Annotated in this window: 18 protein-coding genes; 6 read left to right on the forward strand and 12 right to left on the reverse strand. The window is 68.1% G+C overall.

The features are described 5' to 3' along the window. Genes typA through dusA form a run of 4 tightly spaced genes read left to right on the forward strand, consistent with a single transcriptional unit; the run spans position 1 to position 4,675 of the window. Positions 1-1,830, forward strand: a complete 1,830-nt coding sequence (gene typA, locus MW290_RS13040) for a translational GTPase TypA (protein ID WP_250195081.1) — start codon at positions 1-3, stop codon at positions 1,828-1,830. A 43-nt stretch (positions 1,831-1,873) separates the two neighbouring features. Then, positions 1,874-2,755: a DMT family transporter gene (locus MW290_RS13045; protein WP_250196674.1), complete on the forward strand. Its 882-nt coding sequence runs from the start codon at positions 1,874-1,876 to the stop codon at positions 2,753-2,755. Next, positions 2,752-3,636 (forward strand): alpha/beta fold hydrolase, encoded by an 885-nt coding sequence (locus MW290_RS13050; protein WP_250195082.1) that lies wholly within the window; start codon positions 2,752-2,754, stop codon positions 3,634-3,636. The genes MW290_RS13045 and MW290_RS13050 overlap by 4 nt, the downstream gene beginning before the upstream one ends. Positions 3,637-3,643: 7 nt before the next feature. After that, positions 3,644-4,675 (forward strand): tRNA dihydrouridine(20/20a) synthase DusA, encoded by a 1,032-nt coding sequence (gene dusA, locus MW290_RS13055; RefSeq protein WP_250195083.1) that lies wholly within the window; start codon positions 3,644-3,646, stop codon positions 4,673-4,675. On the opposite strand, the gene MW290_RS13060 is transcribed toward dusA, so the two are convergent. After that, complete coding sequence (locus MW290_RS13060; protein WP_250195084.1) at positions 4,579-5,541, reverse strand: patatin-like phospholipase family protein; 963 nt, start codon at positions 5,539-5,541, stop codon at positions 4,579-4,581. The two genes, dusA and MW290_RS13060, sit on opposite strands and share 97 nt — an antisense overlap. Positions 5,542-5,737: 196 nt before the next feature. On the opposite strand from MW290_RS13060, the gene MW290_RS13065 reads away from it, so the two are divergent. Together MW290_RS13065 and MW290_RS13070 are read left to right on the forward strand one after the other, a co-directional pair. Beyond that, the gene (locus tag MW290_RS13065) at positions 5,738-6,355 is read left to right on the forward strand and encodes a hypothetical protein (protein WP_250195085.1); all 618 of its coding nucleotides are present in this window, start codon (positions 5,738-5,740) and stop codon (positions 6,353-6,355) included. Then, a complete protein-coding gene (locus MW290_RS13070; protein ID WP_250195086.1) occupies positions 6,318-6,935 on the forward strand; it encodes an RES family NAD+ phosphorylase in 618 nt (205 codons plus the stop codon). Before MW290_RS13065 ends, MW290_RS13070 begins: the two co-directional genes overlap by 38 nt. Here the strand turns inward: MW290_RS13070 and MW290_RS13075 are convergent. From MW290_RS13075 to MW290_RS13125, 11 genes are all read right to left on the reverse strand, one after another. Continuing rightward, the gene (locus MW290_RS13075; protein WP_375142763.1) at positions 6,911-7,837 is read right to left on the reverse strand and encodes a DMT family transporter; all 927 of its coding nucleotides are present in this window, start codon (positions 7,835-7,837) and stop codon (positions 6,911-6,913) included. The two genes, MW290_RS13070 and MW290_RS13075, sit on opposite strands and share 25 nt — an antisense overlap. 17 nt (positions 7,838-7,854) lie before the next feature. After that, positions 7,855-9,153 (reverse strand): type III glutamate--ammonia ligase, encoded by a 1,299-nt coding sequence (locus MW290_RS13080; protein WP_250195087.1) that lies wholly within the window; start codon positions 9,151-9,153, stop codon positions 7,855-7,857. Continuing rightward, entirely contained in the window at positions 9,150-10,631 is a 1,482-nt protein-coding gene (locus tag MW290_RS13085) for an aldehyde dehydrogenase (RefSeq protein ID WP_250195088.1), read from the reverse strand. Before MW290_RS13085 ends, MW290_RS13080 begins: the two co-directional genes overlap by 4 nt. Beyond that, positions 10,628-11,998, reverse strand: coding sequence for a DUF3138 family protein (locus MW290_RS13090; protein WP_250195089.1), 1,371 nt, complete (start codon positions 11,996-11,998; stop codon positions 10,628-10,630). The genes MW290_RS13085 and MW290_RS13090 overlap by 4 nt, the downstream gene beginning before the upstream one ends. Before the next feature lie 39 nt (positions 11,999-12,037). Continuing rightward, complete coding sequence (locus MW290_RS13095) at positions 12,038-12,913, reverse strand: ABC transporter permease subunit (RefSeq protein ID WP_250195090.1); 876 nt, start codon at positions 12,911-12,913, stop codon at positions 12,038-12,040. After that, positions 12,910-13,851, reverse strand: a complete 942-nt coding sequence (locus MW290_RS13100; RefSeq protein ID WP_250195091.1) for an ABC transporter permease subunit — start codon at positions 13,849-13,851, stop codon at positions 12,910-12,912. Before MW290_RS13100 ends, MW290_RS13095 begins: the two co-directional genes overlap by 4 nt. A 12-nt stretch (positions 13,852-13,863) precedes the next feature. Next, positions 13,864-14,976 carry an ABC transporter ATP-binding protein gene (locus MW290_RS13105; RefSeq protein WP_250195092.1) on the reverse strand — a complete coding sequence of 371 codons (1,113 nt, stop codon included), beginning with the start codon at positions 14,974-14,976 and terminating at the stop codon, positions 13,864-13,866. A 73-nt stretch (positions 14,977-15,049) separates the two neighbouring features. After that, on the reverse strand, positions 15,050-16,165 hold the full coding sequence (locus tag MW290_RS13110; RefSeq protein WP_250195093.1) for a polyamine ABC transporter substrate-binding protein: 1,116 nt from the start codon (positions 16,163-16,165) through the stop codon (positions 15,050-15,052). A 106-nt stretch (positions 16,166-16,271) separates the two neighbouring features. Further along, entirely contained in the window at positions 16,272-17,369 is a 1,098-nt protein-coding gene (locus MW290_RS13115) for a polyamine ABC transporter substrate-binding protein (RefSeq protein WP_375142764.1), read from the reverse strand. A gap of 95 nt (positions 17,370-17,464) precedes the next feature. Then, positions 17,465-18,865, reverse strand: coding sequence for an aspartate aminotransferase family protein (locus MW290_RS13120; protein WP_250195095.1), 1,401 nt, complete (start codon positions 18,863-18,865; stop codon positions 17,465-17,467). An 11-nt stretch (positions 18,866-18,876) separates the two neighbouring features. Beyond that, the gene (locus MW290_RS13125) at positions 18,877-20,244 is read right to left on the reverse strand and encodes a glutamine synthetase family protein (protein ID WP_250195096.1); all 1,368 of its coding nucleotides are present in this window, start codon (positions 20,242-20,244) and stop codon (positions 18,877-18,879) included. Between the last annotated feature and the right edge of the window lie 60 nt (positions 20,245-20,304).

The raw sequence follows: 20,304 nt of genomic DNA on the forward strand, positions 1-20,304 counted from the left end.
ATGACCAAGCAGATCCGCAACATCGCCATCATCGCCCACGTCGACCATGGCAAGACCACGATGGTCGACCAGCTCCTTCGCCAGAGCGGCACCTTCGCCGACCACGAGAAGGTCGTCGACACCGTGATGGACAACAACGCCATCGAACGTGAGCGCGGCATCACCATCCTGGCCAAGAACTGCGCCGTGAGCTGGAACGGCACGCACATCAACATCGTCGACACCCCGGGCCACGCGGACTTCGGCGGCGAGGTGGAACGTGCACTGTCCATGGTGGACGGCGTGGTGCTGCTGATCGACGCCCAGGAAGGCCCGATGCCGCAGACCCGCTTCGTCACCAAGAAGGCGCTGGCCCTGGGCCTCAAGCCCATCGTGGTGGTGAACAAGGTCGACAAGCCGGGCGCCAAGCCCGACGCGGTGATCAACGCCGCCTTCGACCTGTTCGACAAGCTGGGCGCCAACGACGAGCAGCTGGACTTCCCGGTGGTGTACGCCTCGGGCATCAACGGCTGGTCGTCGCTGGAAGAAGGCGCGCCGGGCGAGCAGTGGGGCCCCGACATGTCGGCCCTGTTCGAGACCGTGCTCAAGCATGTGCAGCCGCACGCCGGCAACCCGGACGCTCCGCTGCAGCTGCAGATCTCGGCGCTGGACTACAACAGCTTCGTCGGCCGCATCGGCGTGGGCCGCATCAGCCAGGGCACCATCAAGCCCGGCATGCAGGTGGCCGTGATGGAAGGCCCGGACGGCAAGTCCGTCAACGGCCGCATCAACCAGGTGCTGACCTTCCAGGGCCTGGACCGCGTGCAGGTGACGGAAGCCGGCCCGGGCGAGATCGTGCTGATCAACGGCATCGAGGACATCGGCATCGGCGTCACCGTGACCGACGTGGCCAACCCGAGCCCGCTGCCCATGCTGAAGGTGGACGAGCCCACGCTGACGATGAACTTCTGCGTCAACACCTCGCCGCTGGCGGGCCGTGAAGGCAAGTTCGTCACCAGCCGCCAGATCTGGGACCGCCTGCAGAAGGAACTGCAGCACAACGTGGCGCTGCGCGTGTCCGAGACCGGCGAAGACGGCGTCTTCGAGGTCTGTGGCCGTGGCGAACTGCACCTGACCATCCTGCTGGAGAACATGCGCCGTGAAGGCTACGAGCTGGCCGTCTCCAAGCCGCGCGTGATGTTCAAGGACATCGACGGCGTCAAGAGCGAGCCGATGGAGCTGGTCACCGCCGACGTGGAAGAAATCCACCAGGGCGGCGTGATGCAGGCGCTGGGCCTGCGCAAGGGCGAGATGATCAACATGGAGCCGGACGGCCATGGCCGCGTGCGCCTGGAGTACCGCATCCCGGCCCGGGGCCTGATCGGCTTCTCGAACGAGTTCATGAACCTGACCCGCGGCTCGGGCCTGATCTCGTCGATCTTCGACGGCTACGAAGCCCACAAGGGCGAGATCGGCGGTCGCAAGAACGGCGTGCTGATCTCGATGGACGACGGCGAGATCTTCACCTACGCGCTGGGCAAGCTGGACGACCGCGGCCGCATGTTCGTCAAGCCGAACGACCCGGTGTACGAAGGCATGATCGTCGGCATCCACAGCCGCGACAACGACCTGGTGGTCAACGCCACCCGCACCAAGCAGCTGACCAACTTCCGCGTCAGCGGCAAGGAAGACGCGATCAAGATCACGCCGCCGATCGACCTGACGCTGGAATACGGCGTCGACTTCATCGACGACGACGAGCTGGTCGAGATCACGCCCAAGAGCATCCGCCTGCGCAAGCGCCACCTGAGCGAGCACGAGCGCAAGCGCGCAGCCCGCGAATCCAACTGATCGCGGGGCGGCCGTCGTGACGCACCGTCGGGCCGTGGCCACGATGCTGCTGGTCACGCTGCTGTGGAGCATCGCCGGGGTGGTCACGCGCCACCTCGACACGGCCGGCACCTTCGAGCTCACCTTCTGGCGCAGCGCAGCCAATGCGGTGGCGCTGACGCTGCTGCTCGGCGGGCAGCGCGGCTTCGGCCTGCTGGGCCGGCAGCTGCGCCAGGGCGGCCGCGTGCTGTGGCTGTCGGGCCTGTGCTGGACGGTGATGTTCACCTCCTTCATGGTGGCGCTCACGCTCACCACCGTGGCCAACGTGCTCATCACGATGTCGCTGGCGCCTCTGTTCACCGCGCTGATCTCGCGCGCGGTGCTGGGCCAGCGCCTGCCGGGCCGCACCTGGGCCGCCATCGTGGTGGCCGGCATCGGCGTGGCCTGGATGTACGGCTCGCAGGTGGGTGGCGGCAGCCCGCGCGATGCCGTGGGCACGCTGGTGGCGCTGAGCGTGCCCATCGCCGGCGCCACGATGTGGACGCTGCTGCAGCTCAACGCCCGCGGCGCCGTCAGCGGCCAGGCGCCCAACGACATGACGCCGGCGGTGCTGATCGGCGCGGTGCTGTCGGCGCTGCTCACGCTGCCGCTGGCGCTGCCTTTCCAGGCTTCGGCCAGCGACATCGGCTGGCTGACCATGCTGGGCGTGGTGCAGCTGGCCATTCCTTGTGTGCTGGCGGTGGCCGCCGGTAAGGTGCTGCGCGCGCCTGAGGCTTCGCTGCTGGGTCTGCTGGAAATCCTGTTCGGCGTGGCCTGGACCTGGCTGGGTACCACCGAATCACCCACGCCCGCGGTGCTGGGCGGCGGCGGTCTGGTGCTGGCCGCGCTGGTGGCCAACGAGGCCATGGCGCTGCGCCGGCCGGCAGCGGCCAGGGCGGCGGCATGAAGTTGCAAGCCAACGGCCTGGCCATCGAGGTGGATGTGCAGGGCCCGGCCAGCGGCACGCCGCTGCTGCTGGTGATGGGCCTGGGCATGCAGCTGGTCGGCTGGCCGCAGCCGCTGGTCGATGCGCTGGTGGCGCTGGGCTTTCGCGTGATCCGCCTGGACAACCGGGATGCCGGCCTGTCCGACGGCTTCGATCATCTGGGCGTGCCCAACGTCGGCTGGGCCGCCACGCGCCACATGCTGCGCCTGCCGGTGCCCACCGCCTACACGCTGGACGACATGGCGCGCGACGCCTGGGCGGTGCTCGAGGCGCTGGAAGTGCCCGCCGCGCATGTGTGCGGCGCCTCGATGGGCGGCATGATCGCCCAGCACATGGCCTGGCAGCAGCCGCAGCGCTGCGAGAGCCTGACGCTGGTGATGACCACCACGGGCGCCCGCCACCTGCCGCGGCCCGCCTGGGCGGTGCAAAAGGCCATGATGAGCAAGCCGCCCAGCCGCCATGACCGCGAGGCGCTGATCCGTCGCGCCGAGGGCCTGTTCCGTCTGATCGGCAGCCCGGCCTATCCGGCACCGGCGGCGGCGCTGCGGGCGCAGGTCAGTGCGTCGATCGACCGCGCCTACCGCCCCGCCGGTGTGGCCCGCCAGATGGTGGCAGTGCTGGCCGATGGCGACCGCAGCCGGCGCCTCAAGGCGGTGCAGTTGCCGGTGCACATCATCCACGGCGCGGCCGACCCATTGCTGCCGGCCGCCGCCGCACGCGACCTGCAGCGCCACCTGCGCGGCGCCACGCTCGACTTGGTCGACGGCATGGGTCACGACCTGCCGGCCGAACTGCTGCCCCGTTTTGCGCAAGGCATCGCCACCAACGCCGCGCGCGCCTGAACCGCCCATGACCGCTGAAGCTTCTGCCCCGACCCCGGCCTTCTCGCCCTGGCGCCTGAACGTGGCGCCGTGCATGGACTGGACCGACCGCCATTGCCGGCTGCTGCACCGCCAGATCACCCGCCACACCCGGGTGTACAGCGAGATGGTGACCACCGGCGCGCTGCTGTTCGGCGACGTGCCGCGCCACCTCGACTTCAACGAAGAAGAACACCCGGTGGCGCTGCAGCTGGGCGGCAGCGAGCCCGAAGACCTGGCCAAGGCCGCCCGGCTGGGCGCGCAGTGGGGGTACGACGAGATCAACCTCAACTGCGGCTGCCCCAGCGAGCGGGTGCAGCGCGGCGCCTTTGGCGCCTGCCTGATGGCCGAGCCGGCGCTGGTGCGCGACTGCGTGGCCGCGATGCGCGCCGCGGTGGACCTGCCGGTGACGGTCAAGCACCGCATCGGCATCGACCAGGAAGAGAGCTACGACTTCGTGCGCGACTTCGTCGGCACCGTGGCCGAGGGCGGCTGCGAAGTGTTCATCGTGCATGCACGCAATGCCTGGCTGCAGGGCCTGAGCCCGAAGGAAAACCGCGAGATTCCGCCGCTGCGCTACGAGCATGTGTACCGGCTCAAGCGCGACTTTCCGCAGCTGACCATCGTGCTCAACGGCGGCGTGAAGACCCACGAAGAGATCGCCGCGCATCTGGCGCAGGTGGACGGCGTGATGCTGGGCCGCCAGCCGTACCACGAGCCCTGGACCATGGCCGACTGGGATGCGCTGTTCTTCAACGACCCGGGCCGCCAGGGCCTGAGCCGCGAGGCCGTGGAGGCGCACATGGTGGCCTACATGGACCGCCACATCGCCCGCGGTGGCGCCTGGCCGCAGGTGGCGCGGCACATGCTGGGTTTGTGGAACGGCACCCCCGGCGCCCGCAAGTGGCGCCAGGTGTGGAGCGATCACTCGTTGAAGGCGACGTCGCCGGCCGAGGTGGCCGCCCGGGCGTCGGCGGCCAGGGGCGGCGTCAGCGCTGCCAGGTCGCCGGTCAGCGCCTGAGCGGCCAGCCGCGCCGCCAGCTCCGGAAACTTCATCGGCAGCACCTCCATCACGGTGCCCAGGCCGCGCTGGAACAGGTCTTCCTTGTCGGCCCGCGTGAGCTTGAAGTTCACCGGTGAATGCCGGCCCACGTCCACCACCACGGTGCGCGGCCAGTGCCGGGCATTGACGAACTCGCGCGAGATCGTCGTCATGAAGGTGCGGATGAGCATCAGGATGTAGCCCGGCAGCGGAAACAGCGGCCGCCGGGGCGGCGCTTCGTCGTCGCTGGGGGCGCGTTCACCGCGCAGGCGGAACAGGCACACCGGCGTGTTGTCGCCGGCCCAGTCGCGGTGCAGCGCGTCTTCGCTGAGGATGCTGCCGTCCACCAGCAGCTTGTCGCCATGCGGCTGGAAGGCGAACAGCAGCGGAATGCCCATCGAATGCCGCACCGCGCGCGCCACCCGGTAGTCGGGCGTGTGCTCGCGGTCGAACACCACCGGCTCGCTGCGTCGCACGTCGGTGGCCACCACCGCCAGGTCCAGCGGCAGGTCCTTGAAGCACACCCCGCCCAGCAGGTCGTCCAGCCAGCGCTCGAAGGTGTCGCCGCTGGTCAGCCCGCCGTGGAAGAACAGCTGGTAGAGCGAGAAGCCCTTGAAGCGGCTGAACTCGATGTCCAGCGCCAGCGTGCGCAAACGCTCCGGCGACCAGCCGGCCGCATGCAGCGCCGCCACGATGCTGCCGCCCGAGACGCCCACCAGCCGGGGCAGCTCGACGTTCATGCGGTGCAGGGCCGTGAGCACACCCACGTGCGCAGGCAGCCGCGTGCCGCCACCGGCCAGCACCGGCACCAGCCGCAGGGGCGGACTCTCGGGTTCTCGCTTCATGCCTGCAATTTGCCTGCATCGCGGGCCGGCAATCCGGCGATAAGCGGGCAGGGCATGCACCAGAAGCGCGCATGGCGTGCCTCAAGTTCAGGCGGGGTGGGTCTGATCCCGGCCAGCACCCGTCATCGCCTGTCGCTACAGGCTGTCTCTATTTGCTGTGTTTGCTGCATTTTCCGGATTTGGTTAGAGTCCACCCATGAGCACCGATCTGAGCACACCTTTCCTGCTTCGCCGCATCGCGCAGCTCGAGGCCACCGTCGGGCGCCTCAGCGAAGACCTCAGCACGCTTCGCTCAGCGGTCAGCAAGCAAGGGTTGCAACTACCAAGGACACGAGGCGTCCGAACCCCGGGGGCACACGCCAAGGCCCCCACCGCGGATACGCTGCGTGATCCTGCGGCCACGGCCGGCTTGGCCGGTGCCACCGCGCGCGGCGAGGCTGCGCGTGTCCAGTGGGTCAAGGACGCTCTCGTCGTACCCGGTGAGCAACTTGCGCGGGCCTGGGGCCTCACCCGTCAGGCATTGGCGCCGGCCGCGGACCGGGGTGAAATCTTCGCGGTGAAGATCGGCAACCGCCTGTACTACCCGCAGGCGTTCCTCGGGATGGATCGCGAGGCCGTGGCTCGCATCTGCCGCGCGCTTGGCAACCTTGGGCCCAGCGAGAAGCTGATGTTCTGGCTGCGTGAGCATGGCGCCCTCGCTGGAAATAGCGTGGCCGCTGCGCTGGAGGCCGGGACTGCCCTGTCCAAGGTGGAGCGCCTGGCCGCGGCATGGGCGCGTGAGCGAGGCGATGCGCGTGGCACTGCGGCTGCCTGATCTCGGTTCATTCGAGGCTCTGCTTCGACCCATCAGGATCGACGTCGCGTCGCTCGTGCGACTGAGCCGGCATCCGGCGACCGAGCCCTACTGGTCGTCCGGGGTCTACCGGTTTGACGATCCCGACCCCGGCGGCGCCGACGCGTTCGGCACTTGCTACACCGCCAGCACCATCGAGGTCGCTTTTGCGGAGAGCGTCATCCATGAGTGCGGGCGATTCGCCAGAGGCAGCTACGAGGTGCCGGCCGCAGAACTGACCGAGCGATCGGTCGTGCGCTTTACCTGCGAACGGCGCAAGACGCTGTTGCTGGCTGACCTGACCGGGGCGGCGCTCAAGGCTTTGGGGCTCAACAACGACATCAGTGCATCGGCCGACTACACGGCGAGCCAGACCTGGGCACGGGCGATCCACGGTGCGAGTCCGCGTTGGGATGGAATCCGTTACGTGTCGAGGCAGATGAACAAGGGATTCGCCTACGCCATCTTCGAGCGCAGCGGGCTGCACAGGCTGCGAGCCGAGAAGCTCAAGCGTTGGCAGGTCGATGACCTCTGCGATCAGTTCAACGTCACCGCGGTTTGATGGCGGCCCGGCCAGGTGGCCAGCACCAGCCCCAGCAGTGCCAGGGCGAACGCGCCGGCCTGGGCGGGGCTGAAACGCTCACCCAGGAACAAGATGCCGACCAGCGCGGCGCTGATCGGCAGCATCACGGTGAAGACGCCGGCGCGCGAGGCGGGCACCTGGCGCAGGCCGGTCATCCACAGCCACACCGTCCACATGCTGGCGGCCAGCGCGTAGAACAGCAGCAGCCACCACATCGAGGGCGCCACGCTGCCGAAGTCGAAACTCAGCGCCTGCCACAGCCCCAGCGGCGTGACCAGCGCCAGCCCCCACAGGTTGACCAGCGCGCTGATGCGCTTGGCCGAGACGTTGCCGGTGAGCCGCTTGCCGATGACCACGTAGCTGGCTTCACACACCACCGCGCCGCACAGCAGCAGGTTGCCCAGCAGCGAGCCGGCGGCTGCGCCGTCGGGTGATTTGCTCAGCGACACCAGCGCAATGCCCAGCACCGCGCAGGCGATGCCGGCCGCCACGCGCGGCGTGATGCGCTCCTTCAGGAACAGCCAGGACAGCACCGCCACCACGCCGGGGATGGCGGCCATGATCACGCCGGCCGCCAGCGCGGTGGTGAGCCGCACGCCGAACAGCACGCAGATGGAAAACAGGAAGTTGCCGAGGAAGGACTCCAGGAACAGCAGCCGGCGGTCGTGCGACGACAGCGGCGCCTCACCCGGCTGGCGGCGCACCCAGTGCGCCATGGCCACCGCGGCGATGCCGAAGCGCAGCCAGGCCAGCAGGAACACCGGCAGCACCGCCACCAGCAACTTCGACAGGCCGACGTAGCTGCCGACCAGCGCCATGCTGGCGGCCAGGCAGGTGTAGGCGATCCAGACGGGGCGGTGCGGGGCGGCGATGGCGGTCAAGACGGGGGTAGGGGGCTTCAGAACGCGCTAGCGTACCTTGTCCATTCCCAGTCACTCACATGGCGCGCATAGGCCAGCCATTCGGCCTGCTTGGCGGCGATGAACTCGGCCGCCAGCACCGGGCCCAGCGCGGCCTGCACCACCGCGTCGGCCTGCAGGGCGGCCACCGCTTCGGCCAGGCTTTGCGGCAGCAGGCCGATGCCCAGCCGCTCACGGTCCGCGGCCGGCAGCGTGAACAGGTCCAGCTCGCACGCGGGTGGCGGGGCCATCTCGCGCTCGATGCCGTCCACGCCGGCGGCGATCATCGTAGCCAGGGCCAGGTAAGGGTTGGCCGAGGCATCGGGCAGCCGCCATTCGAAGCGGCCGGGCAGGGTGCGCACCAGCGCCGTGCGGTTGTTCGGACCATGGGCCACGAAGGCTGGCGCCCAGGTGGTACCGGTGATCGACGGGCCCACTGTCAGCCGCTTGTACGAGTTCACCGTGGGGGCCGCCACCGCACACAAGGCGCCGCTGTGCGCCAGCACACCGGCGATGAAGCGCTGCAGCAGGGCCGGCGCCACCGGCTGGCCATCGGCCGCCTGCAGCGAGACATGGCAATGCAGGCCGCTGCCCGGCTGGTCGGCAAAGGGCTTGGGCATCATCGAGAACACCGCGCCCTGCTGCTCGGCCAGCGTGTGGGCGGCCTGCTTGAACAGCATCAGCCGGTCGGCGCTGCACAGCGGGTTGGCGTGCAGGAAGTTGACCTCGTACTGGCCGTGCGCGTCTTCATGGTCCAGCTGCAGCACCTGCAGGCCGGCGGCTTCCAGCGCCTGCCGCAGCGCGTGCAGGAAGGGCAGCTGCCGTGGCAGGCTCTTCAGGTCGTAGGAAGGCTTGTCCAGCCGGTCGCGTTCGTCCACTGGCTGCCAGCGGCCATCGATCTGGCGCAGCAGAAAGAACTCGGGCTCGATGCCCACCTGCATCTGCAGGCCATGGGCGGCCAGGCGGGCCAGCGCGCGGCGCAGCACCTGGCGCGGGCAGGCTTCAAACGGCTCGCCGTCCACGAAGCCATCGGCCACCACATGGGCGACGCCGGGCATCCAGGGCAGGGCGCGCAGCGTGGCCAGGTCGGCGCGCGCCCAGTATTCGCTGCGCGGGCCGGTGCGGGGCAGGCCGGTGCCGGCGATCGACGGGCCGGAAAAGCCGGCGCCGGGCATCACCGCGGCCGGCAGCTGGTGCAGCGGCAGCAGCTTGCCCTTGGCCACGCCATGCAGGTCGGTGAACTGCACCAGCAGCGTGTGCACGCCCTGGGCCTGCAGCTCGGTGGTCAAGGTGTTCAAGGGTCGATGCGCAGCCAGGTGGTCTTCAGCTCGGTGTACTTGTCCAGCGCATGCAGGCTCTTGTCGCGCCCGTTGCCGCTTTGCTTGTAGCCGCCGAAGGGCACGGTGATGTCGTCCTCGTCGTACTGGTTCACGTGCACGGTGCCGGCGCGCAGCGCACGCGCCACGCGGTGGGCGCGGTGCACGTTGTCACTCCACACGCTGGCCTGCAGGCCGTAGGCGCTGTCATTGGCCAGCGCGATGGCCTCGGCCTCGTCGCGGAAGCGGATCACGGAGACCACCGGGCCGAAGATCTCCTCGCGGGCGATCTTCATGCCGTTGGCCACGCCGTCGAACACCGTGGGCTGCACGTAGTAGCCGCCGGTCTCGGCGCGCGCCTGCTGGCCGCCCGTCACCAGCCGCGCGCCTTCGGCGTGGCCGGCTTCGATGTAGCCCAGCACCGTGCGCAGCTGGCCTTCGTCCACCAGCGCGCCCATCTGCGTGGCCGCGTCGAGCGGATGGCCGGGCTGCCAGGCGGGGGCCTCGGCGGCCACGGTCTTCACGAAGTCATCGGCGATGCTTTCGTGCACCAGCACGCGCGAAGGCGCGTTGCAGCTTTCGCCCTGGTTGAAGAAGATGCTGCCGGCCAGGGTGCGGGCCGCGCGGCCCACGTCGGCCACGTCGGGAAACACCACGAACGCCGACTTGCCGCCCAGCTCGTTGTAGACGCGCTTGAGGTTGCTGCGGCCGGCGTACTCCAGCATCTTGCGGCCCACGCGGGTGCTGCCGGTGAAGCCCACCGCATCCACGTCCATGTGCAGCGCCAGTGCCTCGCCGGCCTCATGGCCGTAGCCGGGCACCACGTTCAGCACGCCCGGCGGCAGGCCGGCCTGCAGCGCCAGCTCGGCCAGCCGCATCGCGGTGTAGGGCGACTTCTCGCTGGGCTTGAGCACCACCGAGTTGCCGGTGGCCAGCGCCGGCCCCAGCTTCCAGGCGGCCATGATCATCGGGTAGTTCCAGGGCACGATGACCCCCACCACGCCCATGGGCTCGCGGGTGATCAGCGCCAAGGCCTGCGGGCCGGTGGGCGCGATCTCGTCGTACACCTTGTCGATGGCCTCGGCATACCAGGCGATGGCGCGGGCCGTGGCCGGCACGTCCACCGCCAGTGCATGGCCGATGGGCTTGCCCATGTCCAGCGTTTCCAGCAGCGCCAGCTCGTCCTTGGCGGCCAGGATCAGCTCGGCAAAGCGCTGCAGCACCTTCTTGCGGGCAGCCGGCGCCTGCCGGGCCCAGCGGCCGTCGTCGAAGGCGGCGCGGGCGCTGCGCACCGCGGTGTCGATGTCGGCCGCCTGGCCGCGCACCACCGGGCCCAGCAGCCGGCCGTCGATCGGCGAGTGCTTGTCGAAGCATTCGCCGCCGAGCGCGTCGCGGCGCTCGCCGTCGATCAGGCTGCGGCCGTCGAAGCGGACCGTGGCCGCGCGCTCGGCCCAGTTCAAAACGCCACCACCAGCGAGGTGCCCAGCAGATGGTTGCGCTTCTTGAAGTCGCCGGTCTTGACGTCTTCGAACACCGCGCGGTCGGCGCCGTCCAGCCGGTACTCCACCTTCACCGCGGTCTGCGGGTTGATGGCGTACTTCATGCCGAAGGTGAGGGCGTAGCGGTTGGCGCCGCGGTTGGCGTCCTCGCCCAAGCCAGGGCCGATGCCGTTGCGGCTGTCGTTGAAGGTGCCTTCGTCGGGGTTGTAGTAGCCGTTGTAGGTGTACAGCCCGCCGCCGTTCTTCTTGTTGTTGATGTAGTCGGCGCGCACCAGGGCCTGCAGCCGCGGCGTCACCATGTAGCCCATCAGGCCCGACAGGCCCCACCAGCTGGCGTCGCGCCAGTTGCCGTCCGCGTCGGGCGTGATGGCGGCGTCCTTCTGCCTGCCCACGCTGGCCTGGCCCTGGAAGGTCCATTCGCCGCGGGTGAAGTAGCCGTCCACCTCGAACAGGTGTGCGGTGGTGCTGCTGCCGGTGTTGGCGTTGGGCGACTTGCCGTGCAGGCCGGCAAAGCCGAAGCCGCTGAACTCACCCTTGGCATAGTCGCCGCGGTAGACGATGACCGGCGACTTCTCGCCCGAGACACGGATGGGCGTGTTGACGTTGGCCACCATGCCCTTGAACAGCCACTTGTCCCACTGCTGCGTCAGCCCGACGCCGGTGTAGCCGGCGGGCAGGGTGAAGTCGTACAGCAGGTTGTGCGTGGTGAAGGGATTGAGCGTGGGCTGCTGGTACTCGTAGCCCGACCAGTCCGGGATCTGGCCCGCGATCAGCCGCGTCTGCAGGCCGCCCATCGGCACCGAGACGCTGGCTTCCTGGATGATGCTCTTGCCGTCGATCAGCGCGCCGACGCCGCGGTTGGGCGACAGCGTCAGCTTCCAGATCGTGCCGCCTTCCATTTCCTTGGTCAGGTCGATCACCGCCGCACCGAAGTACGAGGTGTCGTAGAAGTAGCCGTCCGACTGCTGGTTCAGGAACTGGAAGCCCGAGCGGTTCTGCAGCTTGTTGTAGATGTAGGTCGGCTCGATGTAGCCGCTGATCTTCAAGTCCTTGAAGCCCAGGCGCTCGGTGTTGTCCTCGGCGGCATCGGCCTTGACCGTCAGCCGGTTCAGCTCGGCGGCCTGGTCGGGCGTCATGCCCCAGCTGGCGCCGGCGGGCGGCAGCTTGCTCTCGGCGTCCTTGAGCTTCTTTTCCAGCTCGCCGACGCGGGACTTCAGCTCGCGCAGCTCCTGCAGCAGCTGCTCGTTGGTGGTCTGGGCGCCGGCCAGCGCCGGATAGGCCAGCGCCACGGCGGTGGCCAGCAGGGTCAGGGGACGGTGGATGCTCATGCGGTTCTCTCCTCTGAAATGGTGTCTGCCAGGCGCGGCTCAGCCTCCCTCGCTGCGCGCCTGGTTGAGAGCCTTGGTGCGCTCGCGCTCGGCGCGGGCGATCAGGTAGCTGGCGATCAGCACGCCGATGGCCACCACGGTGATGATCACCGTGGCCATGGCGTTGACGCTGGGGTTAACGCCCAGACGGGCCCGCGAGAAGATCACCAGCGGCATCGTCGTGGAGCCTGGGCCGGACAGGAAGGCCGACAGCACCACGTCGTCCAGCGAGATGGTGAACGTGAGCAGCCAGGCCGACATCAGCGACTGGGTGATCATCGGCAGCGTGACCAGGCGGAACACCTGCGAAGGCCGTGCGCCCAGGTCCATCGCCGCTTCTTCCAGCTGCGGGTTCAGGTCCTGCAGCCGCGACTGCACCACCACCGTGGCGTAGGCCATGCCCAGCAGCACGTGACCCATCCAGATGGTGAGGGCGCCACGGTCGGGCCAGCCCACGCCGAACAGGCCCTCGGTGGCATGCTGCACCGACACCAGGAACAGCAGCAGCGACAGGCCGACGATGACTTCCGGCATCACCAGCGGCGCGCTGACCATGCCCGAGAACATCGTGCGCCCCGCAAAGCGCCGGTACTTGACCAGCGCAAACGCGGCCAGCGTGCCCAGGATCACCGAGAAGGTGGCGGTGAAGAACGCAATCTTGAGGCTGAGCCAGAGGCCGCCCAACATCTCGCTGTCTTTCAGCAGGCCCGCGTACCAGCGCGTGGTGAAGCCCGCCCACTGGTTGGGCACCGGTGAATCGTTGAACGAATACACCACCAGCGCCACGATGGGCATGTACAAGAACAGGAAGCCAGCGGCCAGCCAGGCCTTGCCGAAGTGGCGCGCCACGCGCGGGCCCAGTGCGGTGCGGCTCATTTCACGCCCTCCTGCGCCTCGGCCTGGTAGCGGTTGAACAGCGCCAGCGGCACGATGATCAGGAGGATCATCACCACCGCCACGGCCGAGGCCATCGGCCAGTCGTTGTTGCTGAAGAACTCGTCCCACAGCACGCGACCGATCATCAGCGTCTCGGGGCCGCCCAGCAGCTCGGGGATCACGAACTCGCCGACGCAGGGAATGAACACCAGCATCGAGCCGGCGATGATGCCGGCCTTGGACAGCGGCACAGTGACTTTCCAGAAGGCCGTCCAGGGCGTGGAGCCGAGGTCGGCCGCCGCCTCCAGCAGCCGCAGGTCCATCTTCGAGAGGTTGGCGTACAGCGGCAGGATCATGAAGGGCAGGTAGGTGTAGGTCATGCCCAGCACCAGCGAGAACGGCGTGTTCATCAGCTTGCCGGGCGTGGCGATCAAGCCGGTGCTGGCCAGCAGCTGGTCGAGCCCGATGCCGATGATGAAGTTGGCGATCAGCCCGCCGTCACCCAGCAGGCCCTTCCAGGCATACACCCGCAGCAGGAAGCTGGTCCAGAAGGGCAGCATCACCAGCATCACCAGCGCCGGCTGCACGGTGCTCTTGGCCCGCGCCATGAAGTAGGCGAAGGGGTAGCCGATGCCCAGGCACAGCAGCGTGGTGACGGCCGCGTACTTGAGGCTGCGCAGGTAGGTGAGGAAGTACAGGTCGTCCTGCGCGATGAAGACGTAGCTGCCCAGCCGCAGGCTGAACTGCAGCACGCCGTCGGCGTAGGTGACCAGGTCCTTGAAGGTCACGTTCTCCATCTCGGAGACGCTGATCTTCAGCACGATCAGGAACGGCAGCAGGAAGAAGACCAGCAGCCACAGCGTGGGAATGCCGATGACGGCGCTGCGGCCCCGCAGGCCCAGGCGCTGCCACCAGCGCAGCGGGAGAACGTTGCTCATGCGCGCCGGCTCCTACTGCGTCAACACCACCTGGGACGAGGGCGACCAGCTCGCCCAGGCCTCGTCGCCCCAGGTCAGCGGGTCTTCCGCATGCCGCTCGGCATTCATCTGGCTGGCTTTGAGCATGCTGCCGTCGGCCAGCTCCAGCCGGTAGACGGTGAAGCTGCCGAAGTAGGCCATCTCCTTGACGGTGCCGCGCACCTTGTTATGCGGATCGTTGGGGCCCACGGGCTCTTCGCGCGTGACCTTGATCTTTTCGGGCCGCAGCGCGACGGTGACCGCCATGCCTTCGGTGCCGGTGATGCCGTGGCCGACGTAGTGGCTGCAGTTGGCGCACTGGATGACCACCGACTCCGGCTGGTCATCGACCAGCGTGCCCGGCATCAGGTTCACGTTGCCGATGAAGTCGGCCACGAAGCGGGTGTGCGGCGTTTCGTACACCTCGCCCGGCGTGCCCACCTGGGCGATGCGGCCTTCGGTCATCACCGCGATGCGCGAGGCCATGGTCATGGCCTCTTCCTGGTCGTGGGTCACCATCACGCAGGTCACGCCCACTTCCTCGATGATGTTGACCAGCTCGATCTGGGTTTCTTCGCGCAGCTTCTTGTCCAGCGCGCCCAGCGGTTCGTCCAGCAGCAGCAGCTGCGGCCGCTTGGCCAGGCTGCGCGCCAGCGCCACGCGCTGCTGCTGCCCGCCCGACAGCTGGTGCGGCTTGCGCTTGGCGTACTTATCGAGCTGCACCAGCTTGAGCATCTGGCCCACGCGTTCGGCGATGGCGTCGCGCGCCATGCCGTCGCGCCGCAGGCCGAAGGCGATGTTGTCCCACACCGTGAGGTGCGGAAACAGCGCATAGCTCTGGAACATCATGTTGATGGGCCGCTCGTACGGCGGCAGCCCGGCCAGGTCCTGGCCATTGAGCACGATGCGGCCGGAGGTCGGCGCCTCGAAGCCGGCCAGCATGCGCAGCAGCGTGCTCTTGCCGCAGCCGGAGGAGCCGAGCAGCGCGAAGATCTCGCCCTTGGCGATGGAGAGGTTGACGTGGTTGACGGCGATGGTGCTGCCGAAATCCTTGACCACGTCCTCGATGCGCAGGAAGTCTGCCTGCGCGGGCACAGCGCCACTCATGGGTGTCCGGCTCCTGGTACGTTCTTTTTTATGGGGTCTGGCCGCGGGCGCCTCATCGCCCGCGGCGGGCGGCTTACATGCCGGTCTTGAAGGAGGTGTACAGCCGCGTCATCGTGCGGCGGATGTCGCTGGTGAGCGCGTCGGGGGCCTGCATCTTCGCTAGGTCGGTCGGGCTCAGGAACACCGACGGATTGTTGGCCACCTCGGGCTTGACCAGCTTCTTCGACTCGAGGTTCGGGTTGGCGTAGTTCACCTTGTTGCTCAGGCCGGCCGCCACTTCAGGGCGCAGGATGTAGTTGATGAACTTGTGCGCGTTGTCGGGGTGGGGCGCATCGGCCGGGATCACCATCATGTCGAAGAACAGGATGCCACCGGTCTTGGGAATCAGCGCCTCGATCTTCTGGCCGGTCTTGCCGTCGATGGCGCGCTGGCGCGCGATGTTGATGTCACCCGACCAGCCCAGCGCCAGGCAGATGCTGCCGTTGGCCATGTCGTTGATGTAGCCCGACGAACTGAACAGCGTCACGTAGGGCCGGATGGTCTTGAGCAGCGGACCCACGCCGGCGAAGTCGGCCTGGTTGCGGCTGTAGGCCGGCTTGCCCAGGTAGTGCAGGGCGGCCGGAATCACCTCGGTGGGTGAATCGAGGAAGCTGACGCCGCAGCTCTTGAGCTTGCTGATGTACTCGGGCTTGAAGACCAGGTCCCACACGTTGTCGGGCATGGGCATGCCGCCCAGCGCGGCCTTGACCTTGTCGACGTTGATGCCCACCGTGGTGTAGCCCCACAGCCAGTTGACGCCGTACTGGTTGCCGGGGTCGAGCTTGGCCAGCTGCGCCTGCAGCGCCGGGTCAAGGTTCTTCAGGTTGGGCAGCTTGCTCTTGTCGAGCTTTTGCAGCAGCCCGCCATCGGCCTGCAGCTTGGCCCAGTACGACGACGGCACCACGATGTCGTAGCCCGTCTTGCCCGCCACCAGCTTGGCGTGCAGCACCTCGTTGCTGTCGAAGTTGTCGTAGCGGACCTTGATCCCCGTCTCCTTCTCGAAGTTGGCGATCGTGTCCTCGGCGATGTAGTCGGACCAGTTGTAGACGTTGAGCACCTTCTCTTCCTGCGCCTGTGCAGCGGTCAGGGCCACGACGGACAACGTCAATGCGCCGAGGCAGCGCAACAGGGCAGGGGCGGGTCGTTTCATCGGTCGGTCTCCAAAGAAAGACTGGAGGTCAGTGGGGAAGTGATCAGACCCGCAAGATCAGCAAGATGCGGGCCGTGCGGTTGCGACGAACGGCCCGCGTGCGACATCAGCGGTTGGCCTTGAAGTTGGTGAAGGTGCGCGTGACCAGCCGGCGGGTGGCCTGCTCGGGCGCGCCCGGCGGGATCATCGTGGCCAGGCCCGCCTCGTCCACGAACACCGCCTTGTCCTTGGCGATCTCGGGCTTGACGAAGGGCAGCGAGGCCTTGTTCGGGTTGGCGTAGAACACCGCGTTGGTGAGCGACGCATGCACCTCTGGCTTGAGGATGTAGTTGATGAACGCATGCGCGTTGTCGGCGTTGGGTGCGTCCTTGGGGATGGCCATGGTGTCGAAGAACAGCAGGCCGCCGGTCTTGGGCAGCAGCACCTGCAGGTTCTGCGGCTTCTTGGCCTGGGCCGACTTGTTCTTGGCGATCATGATGTCGCCCGACCAGCCCACCACCGCGCAGATGTTGCCGCGGGCCATCTGCTCGATGTAGTCGCTGCCCGAGCCGGCGAAGCGGGTGACGAAGGGCCGCACCTTCTTGAGCATGTCGCCGGCGGCGGCGTAGTCGGCGGCTTCGTTGCTGTACGGGTCCTTGCCCACGTACTTCAGCGCGATGGGCATCACCTCGGAGGCGCTGTCCAGGAAGGTGATGCCGCAGGCCTTGAGCTTGCTGGCGTACTCGGGCTTGAACACCAGGTCCCAGGCGTTGTCGGGCATGGGCGTGCTGCCCAACGCGGTCTTCACCTTGTCGGCGTTGATGCCGACGGTGGTGTAGCCCCACAGCCAGTCGACCAGGTGCTCGTTGCCCGGGTCCACCTTGGCCAGCTGCGCCTGGATGGCGGGGTCCAGGTTCTTCAGGTTGGGGATCTTGCTCTTGTCCAGCTTCATCAGCAGGCCGGCCGCGATCTGCATCTTCGCGAAGTGCGAGCCGGGCACCACCACGTCGTAGCCCGACTTGCCGGCCACCAGCTTGGCATGCAGCGCCTCGTTGCTGTCGAAGTTGTCGTACCGGACCTTGATGCCGGTTTCCTTCTCGAAGTTCTTGATCGTGTCCGGGGCGATGTAGTCGGCCCAGTTGTAGACGTTGACCACCTTTTCCTGGGCGCCCGCAGCAGCGGCGATCAGGGACAGCGCCAGGGCGCTCAGGCTTCGACGGAACACGGGATTCATGGTGGCAGGACTCCAAGAACTAGGGGGATGGGCGCCAGTTTAGAGCGTGCGCCACCCGGCCCGGCACGGGGCCGGGCCGTCTGCCATCACAGCCAGCCGTTGCGCTGGCAGTCCTGCAGCGTCAGGTCCAGGCAGCGCCGGATCAGCACCGCCATCTCGTCGATCTGGGCCCGGGTGATCACCAGCGGCGGCGCGATGATCATGCGGTCACCCACCGCCCGCATGATCAGCCCGTTGGCGAAGCAGTGGCCGCGGCACACCATGCCCACCGACCACGATTCGTCGAAGCGCTGGCCGCGGGTGCCGCCGCCCTTGCCGTCGCGCCGGCCCAGTTGCAGCGCTGCCATCAGGCCGCAGGTCTGGGTTTCCACCACCAGCGGGTGGTCGGCCAGCTGCTTGTACAGCTCGGCCAGGTAGGGGCCGGTGTCGTCGTGCACCTGCTGCACCAAGCCCAGCTGCTGGATCAGCCGGATGTTGGCCACCGCCACCGCGCAGGCCACCGGGTGGCCCGAGTAGGTGTAGCCGTGCTCGAACTCGCCGCCCTGCTCGATCAGCACCTTGGCGACGCGGTCGCCCACCAGCACGCCGCCCAGCGGGATGTAGCCCGAGGTCACGCCCTTGGCAAAGGTGATGAGGTCGGGCTTGAAGCCGAAGCGCTGGCAGCCGAACCAGTGGCCGGTGCGGCCGAAGCCGCAGATCACCTCGTCGCTGACCAGCAGCACGCCGTACTTGTCGCAGATGCGCTGGATCTCGGGCCAGTAGCTGTCGGGCGGCACGATCACGCCGCCCGCGCCCTGCACCGGCTCGCCGATGAAGGCGGCCACCTTCTCGGGCCCGACGGCGAGGATCTTCTGCTCCAGCCAGCTGGCGGCCACGCGGCCGAATTCCTCGCGGCTCATGTCGCCGCCGTTCTCGAACCAGTAGGGCTGCTCGATGTGCTGGATACCGGGGATGGGCAGGCCGCCCTGGGCATGCATGCCGCTCATGCCGCCCAGCGAGGCGCCGGCCATGGTGGAGCCGTGGTACGCGTTTTTGCGGCTCAAGATGACCGAGCGCTGCGGCTGGCCCAGCACGTCCCAATAGCGGCGCACCATGCGCACGATGGTGTCGTTGCCCTCGGAGCCCGAGCCGCTGAAGAACACGCGGCTGAAGCCCGGCGGGCTGACTTCGGCCAGCAGCTCGGCGAGCTCGATGGCCGGCGGCGTGGCCGTCTGGAAGAACGCGTTGTAGAAGGGCAGCTGGCCCAGCTGGCGGGTGGCGGCGTCGATCAGCGCTTGCTGGCCGTAGCCCACGTTGACGCACCACAGGCCGCTCATCGCGTCCAGGATGCGGTGGCCGTCGCTGTCGGTCAGGTAGATGTTCTCGGCCTGCGTGATGATGCGCGAGCCCTTTTTGGCCAGCGCCTGGAAATCGGTGAACGGATGCAGGAAGTGCGCGGCATCGGCCGCCTGCCATTGCTGGGTGCTGCGGGTGGTGGAGGTGTTCATGTCGGGCTTTCTCAGACGTGGAGAAGGAGGTGTTCGCGTTCCCAGGGTGAGATCACCTTCATGAACTCGGCGTACTCGATCTCCTTGACCTCGGTGTAGACGGTGACGAAGGACTCGCCCAGCACTTGCGCCAGGTCGCGTTCGTCGCGCAGCAGGTGCAGCGCTTCGCCCAGGCTGCGTGGCAGCGAGAACTCGCCCAGGTAGGCGTCGCCCTTGCATTCCGGCGTGGGGTCGATGCGGTTCTTGATGCCCAGGTAGCCGCAGGCCAGCGTGGCCGCCAGCGCCACATAGGGGTTGGCATCGGCGCCGATCACGCGGTTCTCGACCCGGCGCGCGGCCGGGCCGGCCACCGGGCTGCGGATGCCGACGGTGCGGTTGTCGGTGCCCCACTGGATGTTGATGGGCGCCGCATTGCTGCGCACCAGCCGGCGGTAGCTGTTCACGTAAGGCGCGAACAGCGCCATGGCCGCCGGGATGTACTTCTGCAGGCCGCCGATGTACCAGAAGAACTCGGGGCTGGGCGTGCCGTCTTCGTTGCTGAAGAGGTTGCGGCCGGTGGCCTGGCTGACGATGCTCTGGTGCACGTGCATCGCGCTGCCAGGCTCGCCGGCGATCGGCTTGGCCATGAAGGTGGCGAACATGCCGTGGCGCATCGCCGCCTCGCGCACGGTGCGCTTGAAGAAGAACACCTCGTCGGCCAGGCCCAGCGGGTGGGCGTGGAAGAAGTTGATCTCCATCTGGCCCGCGCCCACTTCGTGGATCAGCGTGTCGACGTTGAGCTCCATCTTCTCGCAGTAGGCGTAGACGTCCTCGAACAGCGGATCGAACTCGTTGACAGCATCAATCGAATACGCCTGGCGCGAGGTCTCGGCCCGGCCGCTGCGGCCGATGGGCGCCTTCAGCGGCACGTCGGGGTCGGTGTTGCGGTCAACGAGGTAGAACTCCAGCTCGGGCGCCACCACCGGCTCCCAGCCCTCGGCTGCATACAGGTCGCACACGCGGCGCAGCACCGAGCGCGGTGCGAAGGGCACCAGGGTGCCTTCGCGGTCGAAGCAGTCGTGGATCACCTGCGCCGTGGGGTCGGTGGCCCAGGGCACGATGCGCACCGTGCTCGGGTCGGGGCGCAGGTGCATGTCGCGGTCGGTCGGGTTGATGACGTCGTAGTACGGCCCCTCTTCGGGGAACTCGCCCGTCACGCCCATGGCCACCACGGCCTCGGGCAACCGCATGCCGCGGTCTTCGGTGAATTTCTCGCGCGGCAGGATCTTGCCGCGCGCCACGCCGGTGAGGTCGGGCACCAGGCACTCGATCTCCGTCACGCGGTTCTTGTCGAGCCACTGTTCGAGCTCGCTGAAGGTATGGGTATCTCTGACCACCATGGGGCACCTGTTCGTCTGTCGTGCCGCCTTGCGGGCGGCGGCACCTTGGCCCTGGGTAAG

The organism is Aquincola tertiaricarbonis, assembly GCF_023573145.1.
Classification (GTDB): domain Bacteria; phylum Pseudomonadota; class Gammaproteobacteria; order Burkholderiales; family Burkholderiaceae_C; genus Aquincola; species Aquincola tertiaricarbonis_B.

Coding starts and splice junctions, on each gene's coding strand:
- typA (WP_250195081.1), top strand. CDS start 1: ATGACCAAGCAGATCCGCAACATCGCCATCATCGCCCACGTCGACCAT.
- MW290_RS13045 (WP_250196674.1), top strand. CDS start 1,874: ATGCTGCTGGTCACGCTGCTGTGGAGCATCGCCGGGGTGGTCACGCGC.
- MW290_RS13050 (WP_250195082.1), top strand. CDS start 2,752: ATGAAGTTGCAAGCCAACGGCCTGGCCATCGAGGTGGATGTGCAGGGC.
- dusA (WP_250195083.1), top strand. CDS start 3,644: ATGACCGCTGAAGCTTCTGCCCCGACCCCGGCCTTCTCGCCCTGGCGC.
- MW290_RS13060 (WP_250195084.1), bottom strand. CDS start 5,541: ATGAAGCGAGAACCCGAGAGTCCGCCCCTGCGGCTGGTGCCGGTGCTG.
- MW290_RS13065 (WP_250195085.1), top strand. CDS start 5,738: ATGAGCACCGATCTGAGCACACCTTTCCTGCTTCGCCGCATCGCGCAG.
- MW290_RS13090 (WP_250195089.1), bottom strand. CDS start 11,998: ATGAGCATCCACCGTCCCCTGACCCTGCTGGCCACCGCCGTGGCGCTG.
- MW290_RS13095 (WP_250195090.1), bottom strand. CDS start 12,913: ATGAGCCGCACCGCACTGGGCCCGCGCGTGGCGCGCCACTTCGGCAAG.
- MW290_RS13100 (WP_250195091.1), bottom strand. CDS start 13,851: ATGAGCAACGTTCTCCCGCTGCGCTGGTGGCAGCGCCTGGGCCTGCGG.
- MW290_RS13105 (WP_250195092.1), bottom strand. CDS start 14,976: ATGAGTGGCGCTGTGCCCGCGCAGGCAGACTTCCTGCGCATCGAGGAC.
- MW290_RS13110 (WP_250195093.1), bottom strand. CDS start 16,165: ATGAAACGACCCGCCCCTGCCCTGTTGCGCTGCCTCGGCGCATTGACG.
- MW290_RS13120 (WP_250195095.1), bottom strand. CDS start 18,865: ATGAACACCTCCACCACCCGCAGCACCCAGCAATGGCAGGCGGCCGAT.
- MW290_RS13125 (WP_250195096.1), bottom strand. CDS start 20,244: ATGGTGGTCAGAGATACCCATACCTTCAGCGAGCTCGAACAGTGGCTC.